Origin of the sequence: Trichocoleus sp. FACHB-46 (assembly GCF_014695385.1) — a bacterium.
Lineage (GTDB): Bacteria > Cyanobacteriota > Cyanobacteriia > FACHB-46 > FACHB-46 > Trichocoleus.
Map to the genome: position 1 here is coordinate 1 of NZ_JACJOD010000033.1, position 22,292 is coordinate 22,292.

Genomic DNA, 22,292 nt, shown 5'->3' on the forward strand with positions numbered 1-22,292 from the left:
CCACCTGACCCTCAACCTGCCATTGCTTCCAAGCGCCAATACGATGAGTCCCTAAAGCGTGAATTCATTGTCCTTAGCCATATCCCAGCTTCTTAGTTTTGTCAGTCAAGCAGCTTGCAAATGATGATAATCTGGATGCTTTTCGAGCTGGCTGAAGCGCTCAGCTTTGCGGTGCCCATCGTTTTTTAAGGACCCGTCAAAGGCAACCGTAAAATCTGCGGCAGCTTCAATCCGAGTCATTCGTAGTCTCAAACGAGCAATATCAGCTTCCAAATTGTTCACAGCTTCAGCGGCATTAAAGATAGCTTGAGGATACTGGTTGAGATGTAGCTTCATAGAAATTGAAAAGATAAGTTTGAGAATTTTTCAGCTGAATACAGTCATCACAATTGGCTTAGATGTGGCGATCGCCCCCTCCGAGTAATTGCCGTCTCCAACTAAGGAGTTCTTCTGGAGAAGGTGCTAGGGCTAGTGTGGGTAGCCACGCTGCGGATTGCGGGTGAACCAAGGCAGCTACTTCCTGACCGTTGTATGTAAGCCTAATGAAGTCAACGGAACTCTCTAGCCAAATTTGAACGTGCTCTCCTTGCAGCATCCAACTAGCCAAGCCGCAAAGGGGTAGAACAATAAACTCATTCAGAGGGAAGTTCTCTAACATCACCAAAGGTACGATGCAACCCAGTTCATGGTTTCTATGGGTGAGAACTATCGGATCTTTACCTTGTGCCCATTGCTGGCGCTGCCGAGTCAAATGATGGGGCAGAATGCGGAGAGGGAGCGATCGCCATTGACTCATGAAAGATCTCCATTGGGGCGGGAGAGAACCTCGACGTAAGCTCTTAGAAGAACTTCTATCAAGGAAGGCCCAACAAAAGCAGCATTGAACAACATGTGTTCGCCAGCATAGAGCTGAGCATTGTATTCTTTACAGCCTTGTTCAATGTATGGACCGACATCGTACCCGTACTTTAGAGCTTCTAATCGTCGAGTCAGAATTAACAACAGCCTCGCCTCATCGTCATCCGAAAGGACAGTAAGGACAGTGGCAATACCAGCTGTCATATCAATCTCAACACGAGCTAAATATTCTGGCTTACTAGGGTCATAGACTGCTAAAACAAATTTTTCATCTCCAAACTCAAAGGGATCAGCGCCTATTGGATCGCAAGCTCTGGGTTCAAGAGATACCAGCTTGTGAAAGAGCAAAGCAGGTATTGCCAAGGGCGGGGCATGAACTGATGACTGAAGTTTAGACTAACGGCAGGTGGAGATAGGCCACCTCCGCGCCGGACTTGAGCAACCTGGCACCATCAAAGGGGGCAGAGATTAAGCAGACTTTTTAGCCCCTGCTTTGGGTTTTCGGAAGCCTTTTTTGACAGTTGGATAGCGAATGCGACGAGAACGGGGTTGCCCTGGAGTCCAACCCGGCGACTTTCCGCGAGGTTTTGGCTCAGGTGCTGGTGTGCCAATCACCGCTAAAACAGTGGCAAAGGCATTGGCTACTCGGCCGGGAGAGAGAGTGGTAGAGGAGCGTTGCCAAGGTAGAGGAGAATCGTGTACCTCAGGTCTTGCTAACCAGAGTTGCCAGGTCAACAACGGCATTAAGTCACTCCAACGCTGGGACGCTTCAGGCGTTGCCAGCTGGGGCAGAGTCCAATGTAAGCGCTGTTTTGCGAACCGATACCAATGGTCAATCGAAAATCGACGCAAGTATTGTTTCCAGATTGTTTTGAGCGGGGGCTGTTCCACCCCAATCCAAATCAGCCACAAGGGCTTGAGTGGGGTCGTAGAAGAGGTAGACGTTCGCTCTACTCGAATCACAGACAGCACCTGAGTGGGCGCTTGTTTGAGGTGGAGCGAATGCCATATCTGTAAGCGCAGAGTTCCCCTCTTGACCTCCTCGACTGTCTGTTCCTCATCCGGTGGCCACCAAGTCGTCGCATCGTTGAGCTTGAAGACCTCTCCATGTTTTCGAGGTCGTCCTTTGCCAGCGTAAGCCGGAGGAGGACCGTAGAGAACTCTATTGGAGCGCAATCGAATCAGCTTGTCACAGGCAATGTCAGCGGTTTTCTGCAGGAACGGAGCACAGCCATACTCGGCATCCCACAACGACAGGGGACGAACGTTGAGCTTCTGGCACACCTGGCGTAATTGAGCTGCAGCCTTTTCAATTGGAGTTTCGGCACTGGTAATGCGCTCATGCAGCAGCGGTAAGGCCCAACTCCCTTCTGCTTCAGGAATCCAGGCCATCGTGCTGTAGCCATGCCCTAGTGTAATTGGCTTGGCTCCACTCATCGGGTTAGCTTGATGTTCATAGGTCCGCTCTCGCAAGGTCTGGGCCTGTAATCGTGACCAAGCGGTATGGTCTCCGGCGATCACGATTTGTGGTTGTGATCTGATCTCTTTGCTGTAGAGTTCCATCCATTCCTCTCGAGGAGGCTGACCGTCTTGCAGCGCCTCATACAAACTTGGCCATCGCCGTCGAAAGACAGGTGATACGGACAGTTCCGCGAACGAGGAGACGCTCCGACTTACCAATACCGCATCCATCAAGTCGAACAGGGCATCTCGTCCATTGCTCATCAGGGCGTAAGCTTGGTGCCGAAATTCCCGAAGCTTGGCAAAATGACTCATAGTCAAGTGATTTGATACGTCCTTGACTATTAAGCGGTCAGATCAGCGATCCGGCCGCTTTTCTTAACCATTTAGTCTAAACCTGAGTGATGAAGTGTTTTGCATAAGTTAACTGAGGTGAGCGATCGCCTTACGAATCCACTGGTCAGAGTCCTCTTCGCTTCGCAGTGAGTCATCTTTGACCTCTTGGTGCTCGATGACTTGGGCTATGTCAAGAAGTCTGAAGTGGAGACCTCTGTCCTCTTTGAACTCATTGCCCATCGTTATGAACGTAGAAGTCTCCTGATAACAGCCAATCAGCCCTTCAGTCAATGGGATGCGATCTTCAGCGACTTGATGATGACGGTGGCTGCCGTCGATAGGCTGATTCATCATGCGGTCATCTTGGAAATCAAGTCTCAGAGCTACCGCAGACAGGTTGCCTCTCAGCGCTCTCCGACAACCTGACCCTTCTCCAATCTCAACTACAAACTCTTCACTCACAGCGATTCCTCGGTTGTCGTTGCGATCTCGGGTTGTCATTTCGATCTGTAGTTGTCGTCGCGATCCCTGATTGTCGTTGCGATCTGAGGTCTCGATTGACGACACCCACTCACCAAGTCTCTGTCGCGACATGTCTATCCTCGGCTCTTCCAAGCTTTTGGTGAAGCCGAGAAAATGATTTTGCCGTTATGCAGCCATAATGAAGCGCTTGGCGAGTAGCTCTAAGTTAGCCCTGCCGTACATCTGTCGCTTTAGCATTTTCAACTTGTTGTTCAAGCCTTCGACAGGGCCGTTGCTAAACTCTGTCATGAGGCTCGCTTTGACCGCAGCATAGTCATCAAATAACCCTTTAGCAAACGTTTGCAAAGGTTTGAGAGCGCAGCTTACTGCCTTTAGCAGCCAGTCATCAAAGGCGTCTGCCTGCCGTTGTCTGAACAGTTGCAAGAACTCATCGGCCAACTCAACCAGCAGCAACAAGTCGGGATGCTGCTGGACGACTCGCTCTAGTAGATCAGTCTCTTCTGGCTGACGATTTTCTCGATTGAGTACGACCAAGTAGGCGGCTTGACGCGGGGTGAAGGGTGGCGACTGCGGGTCAACGACTTTTGGCAACGCTTGAGCGACTTTAATCCTCACTGGCGGTAGACCCTGTGCTTCGCGCAGTCCGCTAATGTAGCGTTGTAGAGTACGAAGAGAGCCTTCAAAGCCACAAGGTTTGAGCAATTTCATCAGGATGCTAGGCTCTCTAATACCTGAGTTCCACCAGTCTAAAAGCTGTGGTTTGTAGGGATCGAGTAGACTGTGTCCGAACGTGGGCCGGCGAGGGGGTATCTCTGGAAAGTCTGGTAAGCGACTGTAGCGTTCAATGCTCTTGAGGCTAATGCCTAACGTCTGAGCAATCGCGGTTTGAAGCCATCCCTGGGCTCGCAAGGATTTGATAGTCTTCTGTTGGTCTATTTTTCGTTGTTGATTCTGTCGTATTTGTTCTTGCGACTTCTCCGTAGCGGTTGGTTTTGGGATAGCCCAGACGGTTTCTTCAGGAGCGTCTGCGACGGTAGATTGATGCTGTGATTGTTCAGCCGCTTTTAGCTCGCTGCGGTAGCTCCCAAAAGCTTGCTCTAAGGTTTCACTCAAGTTCTTGACCAAGTGAAAACGATCTGCGACTTGAATGGCCTCAGGTGCGCCTGCGGTCATCGCACTTTTGTAGGTTTTGGAGCGGTCGCGTGAGAGCACTTCTATACCAGGGCGGGCCTGTAGCCATTCGACCAAGCTTTCTGCCTTACGGTCTGCCAGTAAGGCAATCGGTTGATGCGTTTCCAGGTCAACCAAGATAGTGCCGTAATTGTGGCCTTTGCGGAAAGCAAAGTCATCGACGCCCAATACCTTGGGGGTTGTAAAGTTCGGCAGCGAAAGTCGCTGAAGCTGGTTCAGCAGGGTACTGCCGCAGACAGCATAACCTAGGCAATCGCCTAATCGAGCACCTGTAGCACCCCCCAGCGCTAAGCCAATTGACTGTAAGCGCTGTATCAATCGCACAGTCTTTCTCGCCCAAGGGGCAGCCACTTCAGGCAGGCGCTCTGTGAAGATGCGGCGACGACACTCAGCGTTTGGGCAGAAAAACTTACACACTTGAAGAATTAGTCTCAGCCTGAAATGGACGCAGGGTAGGTCAGCTAGCGTTCGCTCATAGTGACTATGGATATGGTGAGTCAGACCACCGCATAGCGGGCAGGGGACTACCGTTTGTGTAGAGGAAAGATTCAGCAAGAGGCAATCGCCTGACTCAATGGCGTAGCTTTCCAAACGTAGCAGACTGGTACTGGGCAACAGAGCTTGAAGGAATTCCATGGGCAGATCACTGAAAGGGGTGATCTACAGTTTCCTCACTATCTCTCGGCTTCACCAAAAGCTTGGAAGAGCCCTATCCTCTTGACATTTAATATTGGACTCCTGACATTAAAGGAGGCGCAATTGTTGAGGTTTGTTAACTACAGGGAATAGTAGACGTATCCCCTTGCTCAGCGAGCTGTGAAGTTCCCTTCCTAAGAATGTTGTTAAAAGCTGTAAGTCGATATTCCGTGACTAAGCAGGTGCCATTGCGTCTAATTCTAGTCGTGCCATTTGTGCTGCAAATTTTTGTAGCAGTAGGCTTGACAGGGTATCTGGGGATTCGCAATGGTCAAAAGTCGATTAACAACGTTGTCTCTCAACTGCGCAGCGAGACCAGCAACCGGATCAATCAGCAAATTCTGTTTTACCTAGAAAAGCCCTACCTGATTAATCAAACGATTGCAGCTGGAATTTCGGAAGGACAAATTGACATCAAAGATATTGAAGCGTTAGAGCATTTTTCCTGGCGTCTGGTGGATAAAAACACGGTAGACTTCCTCCAAACTGGTACTCCTCAAGGAACTAGCGTTCTTGTTGAAAGGTTAGAGGAGGGGTTTATTGTGGCGCGGGCCGGAAACACCGATCTACCTAATCGCCAGAGCCACCGCCTCGATAGTCAGGGGAAGCGAGCTGAACTGCTGGAAACTAAAAAGTTTGACCCACGAACTCGCCCCTGGTACGAAGCGGCAGTGGAAGCGGGTGAGCCAATCTGGAGCAAAATGTATGTCGGGGCTTCAGGAAAAGCGACACTTTCTCTGTCTCAACCGATTTACGGCAAGACCGGCAACCTTTTGGGTGTGCAACATAGTAATTTTCGCCCTTCACGGATTCACGATTTTTTGAAAAGCGTGAAGGTAGGACAGACTGGACAAACGTTTATTGTCGATCGCTCTGGACACTTAATTGCTAGCTCGCTGATTGAGAAACCCTACACTATTCAGGACAAAGAACTAGAGCAAATTCCAGCGACAGACAGTGAAAATCCTGTTACTCGTGCCGTAGCCAAGGCTGTACTTGAGCGCTTGGGCGATGTCAGCAGCAATAGTGATGTCAGCAATAATCAGAGCCAGCAGCTTGATGTTGTGGTAGACGGCGATCGCCATTTTGTGCAGGTTTCACCGATTTACGACGAACAAGGAATTGATTGGTTCAGCGTTGTCGTGGTGCCTGAGGCTGACTTCACGGCAGAAATTGATGCCAACACGCGTACGACTATTTTGCTTTGTCTGGCTGCACTGGTTATTGCAAGCGTTTTGGGGATTTACACAGCGCAGTGGATCGCTCAGCCTCTTAAGCGTTTAAGCCAATCATCTGAAGCAGTGGCGGATGGGACACTGGATCAAAACGTCGAACTCTCAAACGTGCGAGAGCTAAATGTGCTGGCTTGTTCGTTTAATCGGATGACGCAGCAGCTACGCGAGTCGTTTACCAAATTAGCACAAACCAATGAACAGCTAGAGGAGCGGGTGGAAGAGCGAACAGCGGATCTAAAAGATACGCTGCAAGAACTGCAACGCACTCAAAATCAGATGATTCAAGCCGAAAAAATGTCGAGTCTAGGGCAGTTAGTGGCTGGGGTCGCGCATGAGATTAACAATCCTGTGAACTTCATTCATGGGAACGTGGTGCATGTAAGTGAATACACTCAAAATCTCTTGGCACTGGTCCATCTCTATCAAGCTGAGTTTCCAAACTCCACTCCAGAGATTCAAAACAAGATTGATGAGATTGACTTGGAGTTTGTGAATGAAGACTCCCTGAAGCTACTTGCATCCATGAAGCTTGGCACAGAGCGGATTCGAGAAATTGTTCATTCTTTGCGGAACTTTTCCCGGCTGGATGAAGCGCAGGTGAAAGAGGTCGATATTCACGAAGGCATTGAAAGCACGATAATGATTTTGCAGCATCGCTTGAAAGCCAAGGTGAACTCTCCAACAACTGCGCTGATCCGAGCTTACGGTGACTTGCCTCTGGTGGAGTGCCACCCTGGCCAGCTTAACCAAGTGTTTATGAATATTTTGGTCAACGCGATCGATGCTTTGGAAGAGGGCAACGCCAAGCGAACCTACCAAGAGATTAAGGATAATCCCAATCAGATTACAATTCGCACTGCCGTGATTGATGCAGAGTGGGTGGAAATTGCGATCGCCGACAATGGTTCTGGAATGCCGGAGGAGATCCATCAATACATTTTTGACCCATTTTTTACCACCAAGCCTATAGGGAAAGGCACCGGTATGGGCATGTCGATCAGTTATCAAATCATCACCGAGAAACATGGCGGTAAACTAAGCTGTTTCTCAACTCCTGGAAAGGGTTGTGAATTTGTGATTCAGATTCCTGTACGACTAAAAGAGTAGTAGCAGAAAAATGGTAGTCCTAAACTAGTAATGATTTTTTGAAGCGCGGGCAAAGCCCGCGCTTCAAAAAATCATTACCTCCAATACCACTACCGGAGAATTTTTGGTTCTTAAGGCTGAAAATTAATGGGTTAAAGCTTCTATCGACATAACCGAAACGCCTATTCCGATTAAGAATTATGAAGATTCTGGGAAGCCGATTAGTTCTATCTCCTACATCATCATACTAGGTACAGAGAATATAAGGGCGCTCGGTGTAGCAATTGGGTCATCAAAAGTAGGGAAATGGACCAACAAGGCTTTGAGCAAAGTTTGCAGCAAGAGCAAATGCTCTATGGAATTTGTGATCGGATTCGTCAATCGCTAGAGCTTCAAGATATTGTCTCAACTGCCGTAGAGGAAATCCGCGCCTTTCTCAAGATCGATCGGGTCAAGATCTATCACTTTGAGTCAGATGGGAGTGGGGCAGTGATTGCAGAGTCGATCGCCGATCAACGGTTGCCTTCACTGCTGGGCTTACACTTTCCCGCCAGCGACATTCCTGACTCTGCTTATGAACTGTTTCTGAAAGTCCGCCAGAGAGTCATTATTAACGTAGCAACTCAACATAAAATCTCAAGCCAGCTAGACGACTCCGCCACTAGAGAGCCGTTAACGGTTGAAGATGTGCGTTACGCTCCGGTTGACCCTTGTCATATCCAGTACATGCTGGGCATGGGTGTGATGGCTTCTTTAACAGTGCCAATTCTCCATCAAAACCACCTCTGGGGCTTGCTAGTCGTTCATCATACTGAACCCTATTCCTTCTCGGAGCGGGAACTACAGATTGTACAAATGCTGGTAGATCAAGTCTCGATCGCCATTGCTCAGTCCAATCTCCTGAAGCAAGTGCAGCCGCAAGCCCACTATGAACTGACGGTCAATCGGATCAGCAGTTTGTTGTATAACCCACTCGACCTGGCGGAAATTCAGCAAACAGTTTTAGAGGAAACGGTGAAAGCGTTGGGCGGATCAGGCGGTCGGCTCTACTTTGCTGCGGAACCTGTCAGTAGTGCAGCACAACTCTATACGATCGGCGTGCAACCCACTCACGCTCGTTTAGAAGAAAGCGAGGGCTGGAAAGCGTTGATGAACTGGTCAGCAGAGCCAAGCAGCGCCAAGCCAACCTATGAAGAAGTCATTACCGCTTGGGAGCAAGCTGGGCGGGCGCTCATCCCATCCCACACAGTTCATCAGCATGGCTCAACTGCCAATGGCATTCCCTCACCTTACGTTCTAGATCTAGCTCAGGCTGTCCTACAGGATGAACTGGCAGAGGCATTTACAGAGACACTCATCCGTACTGCCTTGATTGTGCCGCTTCAGTGTCAGCATCAATGTGTGGGCTGGTTAACTATCTTCCGAAATGGCTACGATACCGAAATTCTTTGGGCGGGTCGCTGTCATCCCGATGAACGCAATCAACTGCCGCGACGGTCGTTTGAGGCTTGGCGCGAAGTTAAGACGAAGCAAAGTCCGCTTTGGCAGCAAAATGAAATTAAATTAGCGCAGACGCTCGGCATTCACCTCTACATGGCAGCAATGCGAAAGCGGGTTGAGGCGCTGCTGCGGCATGAAGCATCCCACGATCGCCTCACCGAGCTACCCAATCGGCTCCTGTTTGATGAACAACTCTCCTTGGCGCTGCTGCATGCCCAACAGCAGGGTGAGATGCTGGCGGTTGCTTTTCTGGACTTAGACCGCTTCAAAATTGTCAACGACACGTTAGGTCATGTAGTAGGAGACCAATTGCTGAAGCAAGTCACGCAGCGACTGCAAGCCGGTTTGCGCAAAGGGGACATTGTGGCGCGTTGGGGTGGCGATGAATTTACCCTGCTCTTCCCGGACATTGCCTACGTTGAGGACATCAGCAAAATGGCTCACAGAATTCTGGAAGTGTTGAAGGCACCCTTTTTTCTGGAGCAGCAAGAGCTGTATATCAGTGGCAGTCTGGGCATTGCTTTATTTCCCTACGATGGTGAAAATGCGGCAACCCTCCTGAAGAATTCTGATACGGCGATGTACCGCGCTAAACAGCAAGGGCGAAACAACTATCAGTTCTACTCGCCAGAGATGAACACGACGGCGCGCGAGCAATTGGAACTGGAAACCGACTTACGCAAAGCGCTGACTAAAGATGAACTGTTGCTGTACTACCAGCCTCAAGTGGACATTAACACGGGTGAGATCATCGGACTGGAAGCGCTACTCCGCTGGCAGCACCCCCAGATTGGGGTGATACCCCCCAATCAGTTTATTCCGCTCGCTGAAGAAACGGGCTTAATTTGTCCGATCGGGGAATGGGTGATTAGAACCGCCTGCGAGCAGCATCAAGCCTGGTATGCAGCGGGTCTCCCGCTCATGCGGATCGCTGTGAATCTCTCGGCGCGGCAGTTTCAGCAGCGCGATTTGGTCAAGACGATTGTGCAAATTTTGCAGGAAACCCAGACGCAGCCGTGCTATCTCGAATTGGAAATTACTGAGAGCATTGCTATGCAAGATGTCGAGTTTACGGTGGCAGTCTTGCAAGAACTAAGACAGATGGGTATCCAAATTGCGATGGATGATTTTGGCACGGGTTACTCCTCGCTGAACTCAATCAAGCATTTCCCCCCACACACTCTCAAAATTGACCAGTCCTTTGTGCGGGATCTGCTGATTGATCCCAGTGACGCAGCCATTGCTAGAGCCGTCATTGCTTTAGGGCAAGGGCTTCATTTGAAGGTTCTAGCTGAGGGAGTAGAAACCGTTGAACAACTTGAGTTTTTGCGAACCCTGGGATGCCAGAGTGCTCAAGGATATCTCTTTAGCAAGCCTTTACCCCCTGTTGCCATCACTCAGTTACTGCGAGAGAAGACGATCCCAATTCAATTGGAGTCATCCACTCGACCCAAAGAAGGACAGTCTGCTGTAGCGATCGCCTTAGCAGACGTGGTGCACTCCGCCATAGCTGAATCGATCGAGCAGCCATTAGACATGATGGTGCGGCAAACGCAAACATTAGAACTGACGATTCGAGACCAAGAACAGCAGATTGCGAAGCAAAAGCAAATTAAAGAGGCGTTGGGGCTGCAAGTGCAGCAAGAAAAACTTGCGAGTAAAATCGCTGAGCAACTGAGCCGATTACGACAGGTTGAGGAGATTCTCAATTTCACGGTGGCTCAGGCGCACCAACTCTTGCAGGTCGATCGCCTGATTGTTTACCGCTTTGACCCTAATTGGAGGGGCACGGTTGTAGCCGAAGCTGTGACAGAGCCTTGGTCATCACTGCTGGGTCTTGCCATTGATGATTGCTGTTTTCAGGAACAGTACGTTCAATATTATCGAGAGGGACGGACGCGAACCGTTGATGATATTTACGAGGGCATGCTGGCACCGTGCCACATTGATTTGCTTGCCCGCTTTGAGGTTCGTTCCAACATGGTCGTACCGATTCTGCAATGTGAAACCTTATGGGGGTTGCTCATTGCTCACCAATGCCAGCAACCGCGACACTGGCAACAAACAGAGCTTGTGCTGCTTAATCGCTTAGCCGTGCAACTGGGCGTAGCAATTGAGCGGGCTGAACTCTATCAACAATTGCATCAGCAACCTCATCAACAGCCTTGATTTCACGGTGATGTAGTGGCTGAAAACAATCAAACCCATCGCTTAAAAGTCAGCTTGATGCTGCCTGAGCGGAGGGTGCCATAATTTCACCTAGGTTTTCAGTGTCGACAAGCACTGAATGGAAGTGAACCTCAAAAAGATTGAGGATAGGTGGAGTTATCACTAAGTGCGAGATCGAAAGTTGTGCAAAGCTAAGCAACTGTATATTGACGTTCATTCCATCAGGCATCTGAACCAAAGCGATCGCTGAGCAGTACGGCTGCATAGGAGCAAGCCTTGGATTGCAGGACTGCTAGCCAAGATTGGGGCGGGGGAATTGATAGTAGTACCAGCGCCACCAAAGGCAAGGGATAATGAGTGATTACGACTGCACTACTCAGGGCGATCGCGCTCCTGCCAGCCTAGCCAGCATTCACCACTCATGTTTTCACAGCTACAAGCAATAAATACTTCTGTTTGTAGTTTTCATCTATGCCTCTCGGTGTAGAAAATACAGCCATTCCCTACCAGCTTTTCTACTGCCATGAGCACCAAGACGACACAAGTGGCACTTTACTCCATCTACGTTGAACAAAGTGCCGTTGTGCTGTACCTCGACAATGGATTGGATGACAGACGAGGCCGTTTTCTCTCTAGCCAAGCAGACTATCAAATGGCTTATGAATTTGCCCTGCAATTAGCCAGTCAAAAAGGATTAACCTTGATCAACCAGGTTGCGGAGACTGGCAACTAACAGCGATCGCCCCCTACTCAGACGGCCCTAGAAGCTGGATAACAATTTCTATCAGTGCATCTAGCAGGACTGGCTTCGTGAGGTATTGCTGAAAGCCCAGTTCTAGCGATCGCTCCCGCCATTCCTTTCCGGCATAACCCGTCAAAGCGATCGCGGGCACCTGCCATCCTAAATCTGCTTCTAAGGTGCGTAATTCTCGAATGAGTGAGAAACCATCCTCAAACGGGAGCCCAATGTCGCTAATGAGCAGGGTGGGATGCAACTCCTTAAACAGCTTAATCGCTTCTGAAGCGGAGAGTGCAGAAGACACATTGGCCCCACATTCCTCAAGCGTAAAAGTTAGCAGAAGCAGGGTGTCAATATCATCATCAACCACAAGGATTCGTTGCCCCAGCAGCAGTGACCGCTGGCTCATTTTTCTGCTGCTCCTGTAAGCACCTGCAATCTACTAGTGTATTTAAGCACTAATACTTAGGGATTAGACATCTGGGAAATAGAAATAAGCAGACTCTACCTTTAGCTAGGGTAGTTTTGTATCTTAAGGTACTTAAATAAAGCAGTTGTTATGATGAGTCTCTGTGGAAGAACAGTTCTCACCCACGCAGAAGCAAGAACAAAGCTATCGCGCAGAGTTGGTTAAGTGGGGAATAGAGCTTGAAAAAGCGATCCAAGTTGCCAGAATTCTGGCCTTAAACATTCCCAACGAAAACTTGAGTGCCAGTGAAGTCGAACTGGTTGAGGAAGTCTGCAAAAAGTGGTTTGAGAAACGGAAGCAGTGGGAACAGTTCAAGCAAGTCATGGCTCAGTATGGTACAAGTCTTGAACAACTCAGCTGGGAGGATTACCAAACAGCAACCCAGCGCCCTGAGAAGGACTCAACAGCCACATCCGACAGCGACGAAAAGGGGCAATGACGGGGTGATATTGACTCAACCGCAGGTCTGTTAGGTATAGTGTGAGACAAAGCAAAGTAAAATCAAGTTCCAAAAGGTAAGCGATCGCTCCTCTAGGTAGAAGAGGGAGCGATCGTTTTTTTAGTAGCGCCCGCCCCGCCTGGGTTGGACCAGCGGGCGCGGTTGAACAGAAAGTTACAGTTTTGAATGAGGAGCGGAGCTGATATAGGGCAAAGAAGTGCAAGATGAGCTGGAAAGCTTAAACTGGCCTGGGTTTTGGAACATCGATCGCAGCAAGGTTCCGAATCAGAATGATTGCGCAGCACCTAAGTACAGATACCGTCTTGGGAGTCAAGCCTTAAATTTTGCGGTTGGAGATCGCGGGAGCCCTTTTCCTACTCAAGTGAGCAGACAAAAATGGATGAGGACAAAATTGCCTCAGTCGTTAGGCTATCCGTTATTGGAATACCAACATTACCCCATCAGTAACCTGAAACTGGCAAGCCCTATAAGTAGTTTTTACCTGGTGCTGGGGCTGACTTAGACTACAATGGTTAGTATTGAAGAGAAACGCTGGCTTTGAGTTCATTGGAGTGAACCTAACCAGCGCTCTCCTAGCTGCATTGCTTTGACGATCCTTCACTTCAGAACACGCCCTCTACAGCAGTCTGGAATGGTCGGTCATCGGTCGAATACAGGTATTTATACCTATTATAGGTCTATAACCCAACATTAATACTTTGTTTAGCTTAGCCAGGTGGGTAAGTTATTTCATTGCAGGGGTTTGAGGGTGATTGTGTCATCAGCACCCAACACGCCACGCAGAGCTTTTATAGAACCGATTTGAGATCTCAGGAAGTGGCTGCAAGCCGCTTCAGCATTAGCCTGGCAAAGCAGAGGTTAATTTTAGTTTTTGCATGAGATAGAGTTCGCTCAAAGTTTTTTACCAAACTTTTACACCGCTCCATCCAAGCATTGGATCGTTCGATGACCCATCTCGCTACTGCTGGGACAAATCCAGATTTTCCTTGCGCTGCCTTCTCTGGTTTCGAGGGCGTGCTCGAAAGTACCCTTTGGGAAGCAAGCTACAAACCTGATTTTTGTCATGATCTGAGGATAAATCTTCTCCAATTCTTCAATCAAATAATCAATGTGATAGCCGTGGTCTAGGAGGAGGGTAATCTTGGGAATATTGACCGGTTTTGACTTGAAGTAGTCGATGTGGAGCCTCAACATTTCAACCAATCCCGCATCATCTGAGACATTAGCTGGAGTGCAATGGGCGAATAAGGAAAACCCAAGCGTATCAACGGCTAAATGCCTTTTAATGCCATTGGTCGCTTTGTCAAAACAAAACCCCTTTGAGTCGACACTGGCATTGCAAGTATTCTTCACAGCTTGGGAGTCAATGATGATTGACGTTGTCCACTTTGCCTAGGGCCTAACTAAGTTCCAGGTTCAAAGGCTTCTGAGCTAGTTTGAACTCGTTAAGTTCCGGCGGTATTGCTGGAAAAATGCGTCTTGAAAACGACTCTTAAGCGATCGCTGCCTCCAGGCTTAGGCCTTTTGTGTTAGCTCTTGGGGAGAGGCGATGCGGCTCAATCTAGTTAGCTAGCCAATGCAGTGTAGTGAGATTCAGAGGTGATTGCTTCTGAGGAAGGGGCAGAGGTTGCTAGATGCTGAGTTCTTAAGCTGACCCACACCTTGTACTCAGTTCTCTTACAAGTGATGCAAACTTCAGCGCCATGCTCGGTTAACGACACTGCCAAAGCAAAAGCTCTTTGCCTATCTTCAGCCCCGTATGCCACACAAAGGCGATAGATTTCCTTGTCAGAGCACATACCCTCAAGGAGTTGGTTCTGGTGCCAAAACTTGAAGGGTTGAACGAGGTCATGGGAGAGCACTAGGGGGTACATGAGAAACCTGTGGTGTCACAAACTCATTATTTGTTAAGTTTTGAGAACACCGTGTGTCTAAAGTCACACTTAGTCGAAACTTCAATTTCTGAAGGGAAAAAACATAAAGCCGAAACAAAATAACGACGCGATCGCCCCCTCCAATTGCAACTTCGACACTTCTAGATACCGTTGAAGCGCCTGTAAGCTCCTGTGCCCGGATATCTCCTGAATCACCCGCAGCGGTATCCCTGCACTACTCATCTGGGTCAAAGCAGTTCTTCTAAAACTGTGCGTACTCACTCCCACCAGCCCCAGACGATCGCACGTCTCCCTAAGAATCTCATCGGCTGACTTCGGATTGATATGCTCACGCCCGTGCCGTCTGGGGAAAAGATACTGCTTACCCGCCCTACTCCGGTAAATCTCCAGGTATCCCCTGAGAACCGAATTGACCGGAATCTGCCGCGTCTCCTGTTTTCCTTTAGTGTTGGCCTTACGCAAGGTAATCTTCATCCTGACCCCGGCTGCGTCGTAAGCATCGGTAGTGAGCATCGAGCAAGCTTCACTGATGCGGCATCCGGTGTAGAGGCAGATAACCAAACAAGCACGGTCGCGATCGCTGCCAAACGCCTTAAATAATTTCCCAATTTCGTGGGGTGTTAACACCTTGGCTTGACCGTGGCCGTCTACCTTCATTCCACCCACCTTGGTTCTACCTGAAGTAAGTCAATCAGCTTTACAAGCAAGCGCAACCTAATGGTGTGGCGAACTACATTTTTTCAGGCGATCGCCTTCTAGCAAACTGAGAATTTAGGGTTAGTGCTAACTATCTCTGGTGAATTGAAATTTGTAGCTATTCATTAAAATAAAGATTTTAATGATTTTCATTCAAGTAAGGAAGAACACATTTTTGTGATGAGAAATTAAGGAAAATAAAGTTATTACTTCTGATAGATGTTTTATGTTGCCCTTAGTGGTGTCTCACGAGCTGGTCCACTTCTTTAAGTTTTTGTATGACCACGAGATTCGCGAAGGGATGTGTTCTGAAAAAGAGCTGTACTGCCTTTGGGACAGCTTTCCTGCTAGTAGCAGACAAAAAGCTTTTGCCGTAGCAATGGACTTGGCAGAGCAAGGCAGTCAAGTGTGCATCACTTGTATGAGAGCAGAGTATAAGATTTGGGTGAGCTTGAGAACGCTACCTCTGAGTTCCGCTATTGCTCCTGTGGCTCAACCCATGCCAGTGGCTGCTTGAAGGGCCAGTTCTAATTGCTGAAGCTTGCATGGTTGGAAGGGAAATTGTGGTGCTATTGTCCTCCTCATCGGATCGCCCGCGATCGCCTCTGTAAGATGGAGCAGTGTGCCTGATGAGTGGAACGAACGACTAACTCTACGTCTGACGGCTGTGCTAATCCTGCCAAGCCTGTAGGTTTGGCAGGCTAATTTCAATCTCGTCCCCTCGTACCAAGGATCTGCTGTAGCATGGTATCCCAGGAAGAACTGAAGCTCGCAGTTCCATCTCAGCAATCACCAGCCACTGAGCATGGCGAAGCCTGGTTTCGTAAGCTAGCCGATAATTTGCCGGGAATGATCTATCAGTTTCGCTTGTCTCCCGATGGGGCGTTTAGCTTTCCCTTTGTGAGCTTGGGCTGTCAAGAATTATTTGAGCTGGAACCCCATGAAATTCGAGAAAATGGCCTGCGGCTGGTGAGTCTGATTCATCCAGAAGATCTCCCTGGCTTTGACCAATCGGTGGCTCACTCTGCTCAAACCCTCAACCCCTGGCGCTGGGAAGGACGCTTTTGCTTACCCTCAGGACAAATTAAGTGGATTGAGGCTGCTTCTCGTCCAGAGCGCTACCCGAATGGTGATATCGTCTGGGACGGCATGTTGATGGATGTGACTCGTCGTAGACAGGCAGAAGAGGCACAAGATCAGACCCAAGCAGAACTGCAAGCGCAACAGGAGCTATCCCAGCTCATTCTGAACTCGATGAATGATGGGGTGATTGTGGCTGATGAAGCAGGCAAGTTTTTGGTCTTCAACCCAGCCGCAGAGAAGCTCTTTGGCAATGGAGCCATGGAGATTGATCAAGCAGATTGGTCGGAGCACTACGGGCTGTTCCTTCCAGACACCGTAACGCCGTTTCCAATAGAAGCCCTGCCCTTGGTCCGGACACTCCAGGGTGAGGAGCCACAGAATGTCGAGATGTTTATTCGCCATGCTCAAGCACCAGCGGGGCTCTGGTTGCTCATTAGTGGCAAACCGCTCAAAGATGCCACAGGCAACTTAAAAGGCGGCATGATTGTCTGTCGCGATGTCAGCGATCGCAAGGCGACTGAAGCCCAACTCCAGGACTATGCAGAGCGTCAGGCAATGCTCAATCGCTTAGCCACTCAGATCCGTCAGTCCCTGAATTTAGATATCGTGATTGCAACCACGCTTCGAGCCGTTCGGGACTTGCTAGAGGCTGACCACTGTACCTTTTGCTGGTTCAACCCTGAGGTGGAGCCACCGACTTGGGAAGTCGTCAAGGAATCGAAACGGAAGAGCTATTCCAGCTTTTTAGGACTTTACCCAGCTGATATCGTTGGTTCGGTAACCCGATTGATTCGCGAACAGCCAGTTATCCAAATTGACACGGTTGCACAGTTTAGTGATCCGATTTACCGTTCACGCTTGCGAAGCTTAGGGATCAAATCTGCAATTCTACTGCCGATTCCCACCAACTCGGAGCGTATCGGTTGCTTGGCTTGTTATCATCTCAGCCAGGCTCATAGCTGGACAGCCAGTGAGATAGAACTTCTGCAAGCTGTAATCGACCAACTGGCGATCGCCCTCAACCAAGCAGAACTGTATCAGCAGAGCCAAACCAAAGCCCAAGAACTCGCCCAGACTCTGCAAGAACTCCAGCGCACCCAGTCCCAGATGCTCCACAGCGAAAAGATGTCTAGCTTGGGTCAATTGGTGGCGGGGGTGGCCCACGAAATCAACAATCCGGTGAACTTCATCTACGGCAATCTCACCCATGCGGAGGACTACACCCAAGATTTGTTGAGGTTGTTGCATCTGTATCAAAAGCATTACTCCGCACCCCATCCAGAAATTCGAGACGAGGCAGAGACAATAGACCTGGAATTTCTCCAGGCAGACCTACCCAAACTCCTCACCTCTATGCGAGTAGGAGCGGATCGCATTCAAAAAATTGTTACTTCGCTCCGCACCTTCTCGCGTATGGACGAGGCCGAGATGAAGGAGGTGGATATTCATGAAGGCATTGACAGCACCTTGATGATTTTGCAGAACCGTCTCAAGGCCAAGTCGGATCGCCCGGAAATTCAGGTGATTAAGCAGTACATCAGCCCGATGAGGGTGGAATGCTACGCTGGGCAACTAAACCAAGTATTTATGAATATCTTGGCGAATGCAATCGATGCTCTAGAGGAAAGTTTTAGCAAACGCATCCTCGATAAAGCTCCTACGATTACCATTTGCACAGAACGGGTGAACTGCGAATGGGTGAGAATTGCGATCGCGGACAATGGACCAGGCATACCATTGGACGTGCAAAAGCAGCTCTTTGACCCCTTTTTCACCACCAAACCACTGGGGAAGGGCATCGGCATGGGGATGGCAATCAGCCATCAAATTATCATGGAAAAACACAGGGGCAACCTCATCTGCTGCTCTGCTGCGGGTGAAGGAACTGAGTTTATCATCCAAATTCCTAGCGCTCAGTCCGTAGTTAAGCAGTAGAGGGGTATGGCAACGATTCGTGTAAAAAAGGGCCATTTGCTCACAACAAGTATAAATGCTTATCGAGATTCCCGATTAATCAGTCAATTTATAGGTTCTAATTAATAGCTTAATGAAGTCTGCATAGTTGCCAGACACCGCAACTAATCAAACGATTTTGCGTAGTTCTAGATTTTTGGCTCAACGAGAAATCAAGGGTTTCAGACCATAACTAAACGGTGATTTAGTTTAAATTCAGCCCCATTGCTGAACATACCCGATCCTGCAACATGTAGAAGGCTGGTCAGGGGATTCTAGAGAGTCTGTCAACAACGCCGCTAAAACAGGCTTAGTTGCCCTGTTGGCTCAATAGTGTTTGTAATTTTGCTTTTCCCGGGGCCAGACTTAGCGGACGGTGCGATCGCTTGAGGCTCGACTTTAGGAGGAGACTTGGAGTTAGCCTCTGGCTCGCGGCCCAATAGCTTGGCATATCCTCGGGTGCCTTCGTTGAAAGTTTGTTTGCAATCCGGACATGTGGCACTATCGAGTCCAATCACAACTCTTAGATGCTGACAGGGTAGTTGTGACGGCTTAGGCTCTGCTGAGGCGATCGCCTGTTCAGGAACTACTTGAGGAGTTGGAACGGGCTGTTGCTCAATCTTTGGTAACTCTTGCGCCGAAGAGGTTGGAGGCTCCTCGTTGGGGTTTATGTCTGGTAGACAAGTAATGTCGCCTGGGCGAAGAGTTACCTTGGATCGATATCCCATCTGACCAATGTAGGACCAAACCTCACCAAACCGTCGCCAGACTTTCACGATCGGATCTCCACTTCCTTCATCCAGATCCTTAACAGTCACTTCAGCAGCTTCGGCAGGGGAAGGGTGAGGGATGAGGGATGAAGGGTGAGAAGTGGGGAGTGAGGAGTGGGGGCTAAGGGTCGATTGCCAAGCTGTAAAGCACTCAGGGCAGAGTAAGGACCTCCCTTCAGCCTGCCACGGCGTTAAATGCGACGCCAAGTAGTATGCCCCTTCCAAAGCTCCACATAAGCGAGGCTGCTGTTTAGATAACCCAACGTGCCGTGTAGTAGCCTGACCCGCTTGAATAGGGGGTTTACCCGACTCAATCCATTGCTTAACCTGGGATACCCGCTGTCCAATGCCACCACTGCCAAAGTGAACACGTGTGGTGGGAAATAGTTCGTTGAGAAAAGTTTCTGCTGATGTTGAGTGATCAGCGATCGCTTCTAGATAGTCCTTACCCAAGTCAACATAAATTTCCTGATAAGGGTGCTGAGCCAGCGCTTTAAGGTTAGCTCGAACCTGAAGGCGCAGGTCGTCTGCCCTGGCTTTAGACATCCGGCGATCGTAATTGGGAATTTTATGGCTGTGAGAGATCAACCCAAACTCTGCTGACAAAATCCAAATAGACAAGTCTTTAGGTAAGCGATCGCGCTCCTGAAACTTTGCCAACATCTTGTACATGGGTCCCGTGTAGCGGCAAATGGCAGGAATAGGAGCCTCACAATCATCTTTGGATTGGGAGCAACCAATGATTAGTAACTTGTTTGTTCCTGCCAGAAGTTTTGACCTCCTTGCTTGGTACACCTGAATACAAGCAGAGCAGATACCTGCTAAGTGACTCAGCCTGAAGCAGGTAGTACTGATGGCATCAGTTGTCTGTTCGCCGCATAGCGCCGTAAAAGGAGTGAGTTGAGCGGCATCGTCATCTTCAGGGAAGTCTGCTAAATGGTCACCACTAGACAGGTCTGCGGGTATTGGCTGTGGAGGTGGAGGGGGTTCTAAACCTGAATCAACTTGTTCCAGCTCCAGCTGGCAAGCAAGCACCTGCTCAGCTTTGCTGTTGTCCCACTCTACAGTTACCCACGGCTCCAGCCAATCATTGGGGCGATCGCGATGAGGAGAGAACCAACGAACGACACCCGCTCCCTGATTGCACTTGGCAGCACGAGTATCTCGAACGCGATCGCCTACTGAGAGTTCAATCCTTGATGACAAAGTAGAACTAGGCGAGATCAGTACTGGCAGGAAGCAAAGTGTTTTAGGGACTAAGGCGTCATAGTCACCACGTTGCGCCTTATCCAATATCTGCCCGTGGCACTTCACTGGGTCATCCGGGCTCAACATTTCCCCAGCCTCTGCACACCAGCAGGCCTTGCACTTACCCTTCAGCTCTGGCGGTGTTGCTTCATCTGGCGATTGACTGGCATTGGATATGAGAGCGGCTAGTTTGTGTTGAGCCGCTTCAAATTTCGTGCGATCGCCTTTGAAGATGTTCGACAGCACCGAGCTGTCAGAGTAGCTTGAGTGGGGAAATAGCAGTTCTTCTGCATGCACCTTTGCATAAATGCCCTGTAGAGTCTCTGGGCAGGTACCAGCCTCCAGATGGTCAGCGATCGCTCTCAGTCCAGCCTGCACCCGGATCATCCGTTCCGCATAGGCTTCGGGGTGCTGCGCTGGATGCTTGCCCCTGCGACAAACAATGGTTGAGCCAGAAATTATTTTTTGAGTAATTTCAATATCACTACTGAGGTTGTCGGCTGCTGAGCGAAGCCTAACAATTTGCTTCTGAACTTTTTCAGATGCCGTTATACGCTTGCCTTTTATCTCCTGATTAATCTTCCAATTAGAAGGAGCACACTCAACCATCTGAACATCAATACCGGAAGTATCTACCCCAAATTTCCTTAGCTCATCCTCCGTGTACGCCCAAGCTGCCAAATACACAAACAGCCAAGGGGGCTTGGATGATTCGTCCCGCAAGGACACTGCTACCCCATCAGTAGTGATTATGGTAGTTGCTGTGTCCATTTCTGACAGTTCTTCCGCTGTCCAGCCCCGCTTATGAGCTTTATTAGGGTCATAGCCAATCCAACAAAATTGAGGTTCACCAACCTTGTATTGACGCTCTTTCAGAGTGATGGAAGTTTCTAGAGATGTCGCTTTAACCTGGTGGTATTGAGCATCTGAGTAGTCACTGTCAGACTCAAAGATTACTTCCTCTTTGGGTACCTCAGCCTCTAGCTCTTCCTGGCAATCTTCATCTCCATACAAATCATTGGTGGCCAAAGAATCCGAAGAAGGTTCAGGAAGAACCTCGCGAATTGCATTTGACAACACTCGATATTCCCTACTCCCATCGTAGGAAAGCTCGATTCCCAACGAGTGAACCAGCAGAACATCAAACACGATGTCTTCATTTATTTCCCTAGGTTTAAGCCTGCGATCAAGAGCAGACCGACTCACGGGGATAGTGAAGCAGTGACCTGAGTAGCCTTCTATCGTTCCGTCAAAGGTTGCGTTAAATGTATCTTCGCCAAGCACCTCAACAATGACACCACGCTTTCCGAAGTAAAGGCCATCAGCCGTTTGAGCTGAGTAGACAACACATTCTCCAACTTCGCCCTTGACACCGCCATTCCATTCCAGCATTTCAGGTAGAAACTCCTTGTGGAGTCGGACGCGATCGCCTGCCTTAACTTGAACCCTATTGACTGGGGGAGTGGAATTTTCGTGAAGCCTAACTACAATGTTCCAATCCTTGCTGCCAACAAAAGTATCATCACCACTGAAATGGCGCTGCATTCGCGCATGAAAATAGTCTGCTACTTCCCAGATCGATTCTGAGTCAATGACATAATGCATCCACTTAGAACCAAACGGCGATTCAAAGGTTAAATGGATACCATCTCTAAGATCAGGAGTGAGAACTCCCCTCCAATTCCCGTCCTGAATTTCTACCTTCTCTAACTCCGATTCAAGCTGTTTCTGCCGTCGCTGCAAAATCTTGATTTTGGTTTTCCCTGATTGTTGTTGCTCTAACGCTTGGATAGCGCTCTGAATGGTTAGCAAATCAGCATCAGCCAAGGCCTTTTCAAAGTCATTGAAATATCGGCTCTTTACAGGGCCTTCAATGAGCTTGCACTCATTCCAGTCCCGCTGTCGTTGGTCTTGGCGAGGCTTGAAGAATTCAGGATAAGGGCGATCACTCATAGAGCCTTATT

15 protein-coding genes and 1 pseudogene are annotated in these 22,292 nt (G+C 49.1%); 7 read left to right on the forward strand and 9 right to left on the reverse strand.

Annotated features, from left to right (window positions below; all coding sequences use genetic code 11):
- Positions 1 to 105: 105 nt before the first annotated feature.
- From H6F72_RS21030 to H6F72_RS21045, 4 genes are all read right to left on the reverse strand, one after another.
- The gene (locus H6F72_RS21030; protein ID WP_190440339.1) at positions 106 to 336 is read right to left on the reverse strand and encodes a hypothetical protein; all 231 of its coding nucleotides are present in this window, start codon (positions 334 to 336) and stop codon (positions 106 to 108) included.
- 58 nt (positions 337 to 394) lie between these two features.
- Positions 395 to 796: a hypothetical protein gene (locus H6F72_RS21035; RefSeq protein WP_190440341.1), complete on the reverse strand. Its 402-nt coding sequence runs from the start codon at positions 794 to 796 to the stop codon at positions 395 to 397.
- Positions 793 to 1,206, reverse strand: coding sequence for a hypothetical protein (locus tag H6F72_RS21040; protein ID WP_190440343.1), 414 nt, complete (start codon positions 1,204 to 1,206; stop codon positions 793 to 795). The genes H6F72_RS21035 and H6F72_RS21040 overlap by 4 nt, the downstream gene beginning before the upstream one ends.
- A 120-nt stretch (positions 1,207 to 1,326) precedes the next feature.
- Positions 1,327 to 2,634, reverse strand: a complete 1,308-nt coding sequence (locus H6F72_RS21045; RefSeq protein WP_190440346.1) for an NF041680 family putative transposase — start codon at positions 2,632 to 2,634, stop codon at positions 1,327 to 1,329.
- Positions 2,635 to 2,811: 177 nt separating this feature from the next.
- Between H6F72_RS21045 and H6F72_RS21050 the strand changes: the two are divergent.
- Positions 2,812 to 3,081 (forward strand): annotated as a pseudogene (locus H6F72_RS21050) (ATP-binding protein); the annotation flags it as partial.
- 222 nt (positions 3,082 to 3,303) lie between these two features.
- On the opposite strand, the gene H6F72_RS21055 reads toward H6F72_RS21050, so the two are convergent.
- Positions 3,304 to 4,965 carry an ISL3 family transposase gene (locus H6F72_RS21055; RefSeq protein ID WP_190440348.1) on the reverse strand — a complete coding sequence of 554 codons (1,662 nt, stop codon included), beginning with the start codon at positions 4,963 to 4,965 and terminating at the stop codon, positions 3,304 to 3,306.
- 230 nt (positions 4,966 to 5,195) lie between these two features.
- On the opposite strand from H6F72_RS21055, the gene H6F72_RS21060 reads away from it, so the two are divergent.
- The 3 genes from H6F72_RS21060 (at position 5,196) to H6F72_RS21070 (ending at position 11,748) form a co-directional block, all read left to right on the forward strand.
- On the forward strand, positions 5,196 to 7,367 hold the full coding sequence (locus tag H6F72_RS21060; RefSeq protein WP_199299227.1) for an ATP-binding protein: 2,172 nt from the start codon (positions 5,196 to 5,198) through the stop codon (positions 7,365 to 7,367).
- Between the two features lie 285 nt (positions 7,368 to 7,652).
- On the forward strand, positions 7,653 to 11,015 hold the full coding sequence (locus H6F72_RS21065; protein ID WP_190440353.1) for an EAL domain-containing protein: 3,363 nt from the start codon (positions 7,653 to 7,655) through the stop codon (positions 11,013 to 11,015).
- Between the two features lie 523 nt (positions 11,016 to 11,538).
- Positions 11,539 to 11,748 carry a hypothetical protein gene (locus tag H6F72_RS21070; protein WP_190440358.1) on the forward strand — a complete coding sequence of 70 codons (210 nt, stop codon included), beginning with the start codon at positions 11,539 to 11,541 and terminating at the stop codon, positions 11,746 to 11,748.
- 13 nt (positions 11,749 to 11,761) lie between these two features.
- Here H6F72_RS21070 and H6F72_RS21075 read toward each other — a convergent pair whose 3' ends face one another.
- Entirely contained in the window at positions 11,762 to 12,163 is a 402-nt protein-coding gene (locus tag H6F72_RS21075; RefSeq protein WP_190440361.1) for a response regulator, read from the reverse strand.
- A 163-nt stretch (positions 12,164 to 12,326) separates the two neighbouring features.
- On the opposite strand from H6F72_RS21075, the gene H6F72_RS21080 reads away from it, so the two are divergent.
- Positions 12,327 to 12,662: a hypothetical protein gene (locus tag H6F72_RS21080; protein WP_190440364.1), complete on the forward strand. Its 336-nt coding sequence runs from the start codon at positions 12,327 to 12,329 to the stop codon at positions 12,660 to 12,662.
- Between the two features lie 933 nt (positions 12,663 to 13,595).
- On the opposite strand, the gene H6F72_RS21085 is transcribed toward H6F72_RS21080, so the two are convergent.
- Together H6F72_RS21085 and H6F72_RS21095 are read right to left on the reverse strand one after the other, a co-directional pair.
- A complete protein-coding gene (locus tag H6F72_RS21085) occupies positions 13,596 to 14,036 on the reverse strand; it encodes a transposase (RefSeq protein ID WP_370527545.1) in 441 nt (146 codons plus the stop codon).
- A 602-nt stretch (positions 14,037 to 14,638) separates the two neighbouring features.
- On the reverse strand, positions 14,639 to 15,235 hold the full coding sequence (locus H6F72_RS21095; RefSeq protein ID WP_190440807.1) for a site-specific integrase: 597 nt from the start codon (positions 15,233 to 15,235) through the stop codon (positions 14,639 to 14,641).
- A gap of 265 nt (positions 15,236 to 15,500) precedes the next feature.
- Between H6F72_RS21095 and H6F72_RS21100 the strand changes: the two genes are divergently transcribed.
- Together H6F72_RS21100 and H6F72_RS21105 are read left to right on the forward strand one after the other, a co-directional pair.
- Complete coding sequence (locus H6F72_RS21100) at positions 15,501 to 15,791, forward strand: hypothetical protein (RefSeq protein WP_190440368.1); 291 nt, start codon at positions 15,501 to 15,503, stop codon at positions 15,789 to 15,791.
- Between the two features lie 227 nt (positions 15,792 to 16,018).
- Positions 16,019 to 18,292, forward strand: a complete 2,274-nt coding sequence (locus H6F72_RS21105) for an ATP-binding protein (RefSeq protein ID WP_190440371.1) — start codon at positions 16,019 to 16,021, stop codon at positions 18,290 to 18,292.
- 317 nt (positions 18,293 to 18,609) lie between these two features.
- Here H6F72_RS21105 and H6F72_RS21110 read toward each other — a convergent pair whose 3' ends face one another.
- Positions 18,610 to 22,281, reverse strand: a complete 3,672-nt coding sequence (locus H6F72_RS21110) for a DUF6884 domain-containing protein (protein WP_190440374.1) — start codon at positions 22,279 to 22,281, stop codon at positions 18,610 to 18,612.
- Between the last annotated feature and the right edge of the window lie 11 nt (positions 22,282 to 22,292).

Bases quoted from the DNA above. Each gene is read 5' to 3' on its own strand.
- H6F72_RS21105 (WP_190440371.1), top strand. From the start codon at position 16,019: ATGGTATCCCAGGAAGAACTGAAGCTCGCAGTTCCATCTCAGCAATCA.
- H6F72_RS21045 (WP_190440346.1), bottom strand. From the start codon at position 2,634: ATGAGTCATTTTGCCAAGCTTCGGGAATTTCGGCACCAAGCTTACGCC.
- H6F72_RS21100 (WP_190440368.1), top strand. From the start codon at position 15,501: ATGTTGCCCTTAGTGGTGTCTCACGAGCTGGTCCACTTCTTTAAGTTT.
- H6F72_RS21035 (WP_190440341.1), bottom strand. From the start codon at position 796: ATGAGTCAATGGCGATCGCTCCCTCTCCGCATTCTGCCCCATCATTTG.
- H6F72_RS21075 (WP_190440361.1), bottom strand. From the start codon at position 12,163: ATGAGCCAGCGGTCACTGCTGCTGGGGCAACGAATCCTTGTGGTTGAT.
- H6F72_RS21110 (WP_190440374.1), bottom strand. From the start codon at position 22,281: ATGAGTGATCGCCCTTATCCTGAATTCTTCAAGCCTCGCCAAGACCAA.
- H6F72_RS21065 (WP_190440353.1), top strand. From the start codon at position 7,653: ATGGACCAACAAGGCTTTGAGCAAAGTTTGCAGCAAGAGCAAATGCTC.
- H6F72_RS21055 (WP_190440348.1), bottom strand. From the start codon at position 4,965: ATGGAATTCCTTCAAGCTCTGTTGCCCAGTACCAGTCTGCTACGTTTG.
- H6F72_RS21095 (WP_190440807.1), bottom strand. From the start codon at position 15,235: ATGAAGGTAGACGGCCACGGTCAAGCCAAGGTGTTAACACCCCACGAA.
- H6F72_RS21030 (WP_190440339.1), bottom strand. From the start codon at position 336: ATGAAGCTACATCTCAACCAGTATCCTCAAGCTATCTTTAATGCCGCT.
- H6F72_RS21070 (WP_190440358.1), top strand. From the start codon at position 11,539: ATGAGCACCAAGACGACACAAGTGGCACTTTACTCCATCTACGTTGAA.